Annotated in this window: 8 protein-coding genes; all 8 read right to left on the bottom strand. The window is 72.4% G+C overall.

Going from position 1 to position 7,932, the window contains the following annotated elements:
* Positions 1–433 precede the first annotated feature (433 nt).
* A complete protein-coding gene (gene tyrS / locus H9652_RS16220) occupies positions 434–1,693 on the bottom strand; it encodes a tyrosine--tRNA ligase (RefSeq protein ID WP_191797327.1) in 1,260 nt (419 codons plus the stop codon).
* Between the two features lie 132 nt (positions 1,694–1,825).
* The gene (locus H9652_RS16225) at positions 1,826–2,500 is read right to left on the bottom strand and encodes a DNA-3-methyladenine glycosylase (protein ID WP_191797329.1); all 675 of its coding nucleotides are present in this window, start codon (positions 2,498–2,500) and stop codon (positions 1,826–1,828) included.
* A gap of 79 nt (positions 2,501–2,579) precedes the next feature.
* On the bottom strand, positions 2,580–3,215 hold the full coding sequence (locus H9652_RS16230; protein ID WP_318244220.1) for a uridine kinase family protein: 636 nt from the start codon (positions 3,213–3,215) through the stop codon (positions 2,580–2,582).
* A gap of 13 nt (positions 3,216–3,228) precedes the next feature.
* On the bottom strand, positions 3,229–4,707 hold the full coding sequence (argH, locus tag H9652_RS16235) for an argininosuccinate lyase (protein ID WP_191797333.1): 1,479 nt from the start codon (positions 4,705–4,707) through the stop codon (positions 3,229–3,231).
* A gap of 3 nt (positions 4,708–4,710) precedes the next feature.
* On the bottom strand, positions 4,711–5,940 hold the full coding sequence (locus H9652_RS16240) for an argininosuccinate synthase (protein WP_191790710.1): 1,230 nt from the start codon (positions 5,938–5,940) through the stop codon (positions 4,711–4,713).
* A 99-nt stretch (positions 5,941–6,039) separates the two neighbouring features.
* Complete coding sequence (locus H9652_RS16245) at positions 6,040–6,597, bottom strand: arginine repressor (protein WP_191797335.1); 558 nt, start codon at positions 6,595–6,597, stop codon at positions 6,040–6,042.
* Positions 6,594–7,541, bottom strand: a complete 948-nt coding sequence (gene argF / locus H9652_RS16250; RefSeq protein WP_191797337.1) for an ornithine carbamoyltransferase — start codon at positions 7,539–7,541, stop codon at positions 6,594–6,596. Before argF ends, H9652_RS16245 begins: the two co-directional genes overlap by 4 nt.
* 2 nt (positions 7,542–7,543) lie before the next feature.
* Positions 7,544–7,932, bottom strand: a 389-nt coding sequence (locus H9652_RS19930; protein ID WP_225228356.1) for an aminotransferase class III-fold pyridoxal phosphate-dependent enzyme, incomplete at its 5' end; no start/stop codon positions are given.

Consider the following 7,932-nt stretch of genomic DNA (forward strand, 5'->3'; position numbering starts at 1 on the left):
ACACTGTTGAGTTCTCAAGCAACCGACACGCACCGACTCCAACCCACCAGGGGCCTTCACTCGGGGCAACTTCTCTACCTTACCAGTTCTGAGTCCCGGTGTCTACCGCAACTCTTCTCCGGCGCCCTCACGAGTCGATAGATCCAGGATCTGAAGTTCATGTGGGTGGCCTGCCCGTGGGACCAGCCACTTCGCGGCGGCTCCGAGGAGCTTCGCAGTGGTGTCTGTTCCTCCCTGTCGGGCTGACATCCAGAAGATTACGTCGAGGTGACGGGCAAGGTCAAACCCGGGTGCGGTGACCCTGGTCACCGCACCCGGCGCCCCCGGGCCGCACCGGCCCGACGGCTCGCTCACGGTGCCCGGCCGGCCCCACACAAGGACCGCGGGGCCAGGGGAGGGCTCCCCTGGCCCCGCCGTCATGCACGCAGGTCCGTCACGCCACCTCGGCCACCGCGAGCGTCCGCTTGCCCCGGCGCAGGACGGCGAAGCGCCCGTGCAGGAGGTCGTCCGCCTCGAGGACCGCGTCCTCGGACGTCACCTTCACGTTGTTGACGTAGGCGCCGCCCTCGGAGATCGCGCGACGAGCCGCGCCCTTGGAAGCCACGAGTCCCGACCCCACGAGCAGGTCGACGACCAGCTCGCCGGGCGCCGCCGTCGTGCGCGGGAGCTCCGCCACCGCCGCCGCCAGCGTGCCGGCGTCGAGGGCACCCAGGTCCCCTCGACCGAAGAGCGCCTGGCTCGCCGCGATGACCGCCTCGGTCGCCGCAGCACCGTGGACCAGGGTGGTGACGTCGGCAGCGAGCGCCTTCTGCGCCTCGCGCGCCGCGGGACGCTCGGCGACCGCGCGTTCGAGGTCGGCGATCTCCTCCGCACTACGGAACGTGAAGATCTTCAGCCAGCCCACCACGTCGGCGTCGTCCGCGTTGACCCAGTACTGGTAGAACGCGTACGGGCTCATCATGTCGGGGTCGAGCCACACGGCCCCGCCCTCGGTCTTGCCGAACTTGGTCCCGTCCGCCTTGGTGATGAGCGGCGTCGTCAGGACGTGCACCGACGCACCCTCGGCCTTGCGGATCAGCTCGACGCCCGAGAGCAGGTTGCCCCACTGGTCGTTGCCGCCCGTCTGGAGCGTGACGCCCTCCCGCCGGAAGAGCTCGAGGTAGTCGTTCCCCTGGAGGATCTGGTAGCTGAACTCGGTGAAGCTGATGCCCTCGTCCGACCTCAGACGGCGCGCCACGGTGTCCTTGGCCAGCATGGTGCCCAGACGGTAGTGCTTGCCGATCTCCCGCAGGAAGTCGATCGCCGTGAGCTGGCCGGTCCAGTCGAGGTTGTTCACGACGCGCGCCGGGTTGTCGCCCTCGAAGTCGAGGAAGCGCGAGACCTGCGCCTTGAGGCGCTCGGTCCACTCGGCAACCGTGTCCTTGGTGTTGAGGATCCGCTCCCCCGACTGGCGCGGGTCACCGATCATGCCCGTTGCGCCACCGACGAGCGCGATGGCGCGGTGCCCGGCGAGCTGCAGGTGGCGCAGCAGGATGAGCTGGACCAGGTGACCGTGGTGCAGGCTCGGTGCGGTCGGGTCGAAGCCGCAGTAATACGTGACGGGTCCCTCGGCCAGCGCAGCACGCAGCGCGGCCTCGTCGGTGGACTGCGCCACCAGGCCTCGCCATTGCAACTCGTCGAGAACGTCGTTCACTGCATCTCCTTCGTCGTGCCCGCGCGCGGTGCGGCGCGGGCGTGGGACGGGCGCGCCGTCGTTCCGCGCGCCCGAGGTCCTAGTCTGCCGTGTCCTGCCCTCCAGCACCGACTCCGCCCGGGAGCGGGCACCTCAGCGGGTGCGGCGCGTCGCGGGGCGGTACGCCGAGACGGTCGGGTCGCCCGTGAGCCACAGGCGCCACGGGTAGACGCTCGCGTCTCCGCCGTCGCCGCTCACACCGACGCGCGGTCCGGTCGCGATCGCGGGTCGCAGGGTCCGCACGTCCCGGTGCACGACGACGTCGCCCGCCTCGTCCGTCACGTCCAGCCCGTAGTGGGCCAGGTCCAGGCCGAGCGCCACCGCGAGACGCGCCGGACCGCGCGCGATCTGACGGTCCGAGTCGCACACGCCCACGGCGAGCCGTCGCGCCCGGGCGAGCTCGGCGCCGTCGGTCACCTCGCCCGCGCGCAGGAGGACCGCCGACGCGGATCCCACGGGGCCGCAGACCACGTTGACGCAGTGGTGCAGGCCCAGGTGCCGGTAAACGTACAGGTGACCCGGCTCGCCGTACATGGCCCGGTTGCGCTCGGAGCGTCCGCGGAAGGCGTGCGACCCCGGATCCTGCTCGCCGTCGTAGGCCTCGACCTCGGTGAGGCGGACGGTGACGCTGCCCTCCGGCGTGCGGTGCGTGATCGAGGCCCCCAGGAGGTCGCGCGCGACCTCGAGGCTCGGGCGGGCGAACCACCCACGCGCGGGGACGTCCGGTGCGGGGGCGTCGAGGTCCGTGCTGGAACGGGACTCGGTCACGTGGGCCTCCTGGCTGGGCGGGCGTCTCCCCCGCAATCTACGCCGCGCATGTTTCGACTTCTCGCCTGCCGGTGGACGGTCAGGCGTCGCCCGCGCGCTCGTGAGCACGGGGACGCGACGGGACCGGCTCGCCGAACCCGTCGAGCACCACGTCGGCCCGCGCGGCCGTGCCCTCGGCCGCGTAGACCTCTCGCTCCGAGGCCATCCACTCGAGCCAGTGCACGCGGGCCTCCTGGCCGTCGCGCGCGAGGCCGCGCGCCAGGCGGACCTCGTCGTCGGCCTCGACCCAGACGAGCGTCGTCGTGAGGTCGGCGATCCGCCGGGCACCCGCGCCGCAGCCCTCGACCACGAGGAACGGGGCGAGCGGGACGTCGTGCCACTCGGCGAAGTCCTCGAGCGTCCAGTCGTACCGCTGGTACCGCCCGGGCCGGCCCACCGCCAGCGGGTCGAGGACCTGCTCGACGAGCCGCCCGACGCCCGCCGTCATGCCCGTCCAGCCCTCGTACAGGTCGTCCATGTGGATCACCTGAGCGGGCAGGGCCGCTGCGAGCTGCGCGGCCAGGGTCGTCTTGCCAGAACCCGCCGGCCCGTCGACGACGACCAGGCGGCACCCGGCCCCGCCAGGGACGCCCGGACCAGCCGGACGTCCCTGACCGAGGCGCGCTGCGCCGTCGTGCACGCGGGCCACGAGGTCCTCGAGGACCACAGCGCTCACGCTCACGGCGACCTCAGCCCTGCACCCAGAAGCGGTACTCCGCCGAGCGCACCTTGGCCTCCTCGAGCTGCTCCGCCACGCGCGCGGGAGCCGTACCGCCCACCGCGTCGCGCGAGGCGAGCGAACCCTCGACCGTGAGCACGTCCCGCACCCCCGGGGTGAGGTGCTCGGAGATGTCCGCGAGGTCCGCGTCCGTCAGGTCCCACAGCTCGATGCCGCGCTCCTCGCAGACCCGCACGCACGCGCCCGCGACCTCGTGAGCCACCCGGAAGGGCACGCCCTGACGGACGAGCCACTCCGCGACGTCGGTCGCGAGCGAGAAGCCCTGCGGTGCGAGCGACGCCATGCGCTCGGTGTCGAACGTCAGGGTGCGGACCATGCCCGCGTACGCGGGGAGCAGGACCTTGAGGGTGTCAACCTGGTCGAACACCGGCTCCTTGTCCTCCTGCAGGTCGCGGTTGTACGCGAGCGGCAGGCCCTTGAGCGTGGCCAGCAGCCCCGTCAGGTCCCCGATGAGGCGCCCGGCCTTGCCGCGCGCGAGCTCGGCGATGTCCGGGTTCTTCTTCTGCGGCATGATGCTCGACCCCGTGGAATAGGCGTCGTCCAGGCGGACGAAGCCGAACTCCTTGGTGTTCCAGATGATGATCTCCTCCGCGAAGCGCGAGAGGTCGACCCCCAGCATCGCCGAGACGAACGCGAACTCCGCGACGACGTCGCGCGAGGCCGTGCCGTCGATCGAGTTCTCGACCGGGCCGTCGAAGCCCAGGTCCGCCGCGACGGCCGCCGGGTCCAGACCCAGCGACGAGCCCGCGAGCGCACCCGAGCCGTAGGGCGAGCGCCCGGCCCGCACGTCCCAGTCGATGAAGCGGTCGACGTCGCGCAGCAGCGGCCACGCGTGCGCCAGCAGGTGGTGCGCGAGCAGCACCGGCTGCGCGTGCTGCAGGTGCGTGCGGCCCGGCATCGGGGCGCCGGGGTGCGCCTCGGCCTGCTCGATGAGGGCGTCGACGACGTCGAGCACCAGGAGCCCGATCGCCCGGGCCTCCTCGCGCAGGTACGACCGCACGAGCGTCGCGATCTGGTCGTTGCGCGAACGCCCGGCGCGCAGCTTGCCGCCGAGGTCCGGACCCGCGCGCTCGATGAGCCCGCGCTCGAGGGCCGTGTGCACGTCCTCGTCGGCCAGGACCGGGAGGAACGCCCCCGACCCGACGTCGGCCGAGAGCACGTCCAGCGCCTCGAGCATCGCGGTCAGCTCGTCGTCGTCGAGCAGACCCGCCGCCGCGAGCACCTTGGCGTGGGCCCGCGAGCCCGCGATGTCGTGCTGCGCGAGGCGCCAGTCGAAGTGCGTCGACTGCGAGAGGGCGGCCAGGGCCTGCGCAGGGCCGCCGGCGAACCGGCCGCCCCACAGGCTCACTGGTGCCTCCGACACGCTCGGTACGCCCTCCACCTCGGCCGAGTCGCCCGCGGCGGCGCCGGACGTGATCTCGTCACTCATGGTTCACAGGCTCCCGGTGCCGAAGTCCACGCCGTTGCCGAACTTCTCGTCGCGGGCCGCGGAGAGCTTGGCCGTGAGGCCGAAGATCTCGATGAAGCCCTTGGCCTGCGACTGGTCGAACGAGTCGCCCTCGTCGTAGGTCGCGAGGTTGAAGTCGTACAGGCTCGACTCGCTGCGGCGGCCCGTGACGGTCGCACGGCCGCCGTGCAGGACGAGGCGGATGTCGCCCGAGACGTAGCGCTGGGTGTCGTCGATGAAGACGTCGAGCGACTTCTTGAGCGGGCTGAACCACATGCCGTCGTAGACCAGCTCGGTCCAGCGCTGCTCGACGCCACGCTTGAAGCGGGCCTGCTCGCGCTCGAGGGTCACGTTCTCGAGCTCCTGGTGCGCCGCGATGAGAGCGATCGCGCCCGGGGCCTCGTAGATCTCGCGGGACTTGATGCCGACCAGGCGGTCCTCGACGATGTCGATGCGGCCCACGCCCTGGGCGCCGGCGCGACGGTTCATCTCCTGGATGGCCTGCAGCGGGGTCACGGGGACGCCGTCGAGCGCGACCGGCACACCCTGCTCGAACGTGATGACGACCTCGTCCGCGACGGGCGGGAACGTCGGGTCGTCGGTGTAGTTGTAGACGTCCTTCGTCGGGGCGTTCCAGATGTCCTCGAGGAAGCCCGTCTCGACCGCACGGCCCCACACGTTCTGGTCGACCGAGAACGGGTTGTGCTTGGTCGTGGCGATCGGGAGCGAGTGCTTCTCGGCGTACGCGATGGCCTTCTCGCGCGTCAGCGCGAGGTCGCGGACCGGCGCGATCGTCTTGAGCTCGGGCGCGAGCGAGGTCGTCGCGACCTCGAAGCGGACCTGGTCGTTGCCCTTGCCCGTGCAGCCGTGCGCGACGGTCGTCGCGCCGAACTGGCGGGCCGCCCGCACCAGGTGCTTGACGATCACGGGGCGCGAGATCGCGGAGACCAGCGGGTAACGGTCGAGGTACAGGCCGTTCGCGCGCAGCGCGGGCATGCAGTACTCCTCGGCGAACTCGTCGCGGGCGTCCGCGACGTAGGCCTCGACGGCGCCGCAGTCGAGGGCGCGCTGGCGGATGACCTCGAGGTCCTCGCCGCCCTGGCCGACGTCGACCGCCACGGCGACGACCTCGGCCCCGGTGGCCTCGCCGATCCAGCCGATGGCAACGGAGGTGTCCAGGCCGCCCGAGTAGGCGAGCACGACGCGTTCAGTCATGACTTGTTCTCTTCCTTGCGTGGGGTGATGGGTCCAAGTGTGGCAGCCGCCGAGGCTCGGTGGTCGCCGTGGTCGCTGCGCGGCCCGTGAGGGCCGTCGCTAGCCAGGAGGTGCTGGGGTCGTGGTGGTGGCAGGCGCCACGGGGTTGGTCAGGGCCAGGAAGCGCGCGGCCAGGTCCTCGCCGCCGTCGACGTCGCGCGAGATCACCAGGACGGTGTCGTCGCCCGCGATCGTGCCCAGGACGCCGACGAACACCGAGTGGTCGATCGCCGACGCCAGGTACTGCGCGGCGCCGGGCGGCGTGCGCAGCACGACGAGGTTGCCCGACGCCTCGGCCGAGACCAGGAGCTCGGCGCACAGCCGCGCAAGCCGGGCCGCGACGTACTCGGCGTCGTTCGCGACCTGGACCGAGCGGTCGCCGCCCTCGCCGGGCACCGCGTAGACCAGGGCGCCCGACGCGCTGCGGACCTTCTCGGCCCGCAGCTCGATGAGGTCGCGCGAGAGCGTGGCCTGCGTGACGCTCACGCCGTCCTCGGCGAGCGCCTTGGCGAGCTCGGCCTGGGAGTGGATCTCGTGCCGGGCGACGAGCTGCGCGATGCGCGCATGGCGTGCCGCCTTGGTGGTGGGCACGCTCCCCGGGCCGAGGGCGGTCGTCACGAGCGGTCCAGCAACCAGGTCAGCAGCGCCTTCTGGGCGTGCAGGCGGTTCTCGGCCTCGTCCCAGACGGCCGACTGCGGGCCGTCGATGACCTCCGCCGTGATCTCCTTGCCGCGGTACGCGGGCAGGCAGTGGAGCACGAGCGCGTCGTCAACGGCGACCGCCATGAGCTCGGCGTTCACCTGGTACGGGACGAACGGCAGCTCGCGCTCGGCCGCGCTGGCCTCGTCGCCCATCGAGACCCAGGTGTCGGTCGCGACGACGTCCGCACCGCGCGTGGCCTCGACCGCGTCCGTGGTCACGAGCACGGAACCGCCCGTGTCCCGGGCAATGCGCTCGGCGTCGGCGACGACGGCCGGGTCCGGCAGGAAGCCGGCCGGGGCGCCGATGCGCACGTGCATACCTGCGGTCACGCCGCCCAGGAGGTAGGAGTGCGCCATGTTGTTGGCGCCGTCACCCAGGTAGACGAGCGACGTCCCGGCGAGCGAGTCGACGCCGCCGCGCAGCTGGGCGACCGTCAGCAGGTCCGCGAGGATCTGGCACGGGTGGAACTCGTCGGTCAGCGCGTTGACGACCGGGACGGTCGCGACCCGGGCCATCTCCTCGACGCGCTCCTGGCCGAACGTCCGCCACACGATCGCCGACGTCTGGCGGTCCAGGACGCGGGCCGTGTCCGCGATGGGCTCGCCCCGACCGAGCTGGCTCGACGCCGCGTCGATCACGAGCGGGTAGCCGCCGAGCTCGGCGATGCCCACCGAGAACGACACGCGCGTACGGGTCGAGGGCTTGTCGAAGATCACCGCGACGGCCTGCGGCCCGCGCAGCGGCGTGCGGATGAAGCGGTCCTCGCGGAAGCCGAGGCCCAGCTCGAGGACCTCGCGCTGCTCGGCGGGGGTCAGGTCGTCGTCGCGCAGGAAGTGCCGGACGGAGGCGGTCGAGGTCACGGTCAGCCCTTCGGAGGGGTGGCTGGGGTGATGGACGGGGTGGTGGGGGCGGCCTGTGCGGCGCCCGGGCCGACCAGGTCCGCGGGGAGCCCCGCGAAGAACGCGACGACCTCGCTCGCCTGGTCGCGCGTCAGGATCAGGGGCGGGGCGAGGCGGATCGCGTCGGGCTGCACCGCGTTGACGATGAACCCGGCGTCCAGGGCTCGGCGCGCGACCTCCGCGGAGACGGGCGCCGAGAGCTGGACCGCGATCAGCAGGCCCAGGCCACGGGTTCCCGCGACCACGGGGTTGCCGCACGCGGCGATCCCGTCGCGCAGCGCCTCGCCGACCGTGCGCACGTTGGCCAGCAGGCCGTCGCGCTCGATCCCGCCGAGCGTCGCGAGCGCGGCGG

Origin of the sequence: Oerskovia rustica, from assembly GCF_014836555.1 — a bacterium.
GTDB lineage: Bacteria > Actinomycetota > Actinomycetes > Actinomycetales > Cellulomonadaceae > Oerskovia > Oerskovia rustica.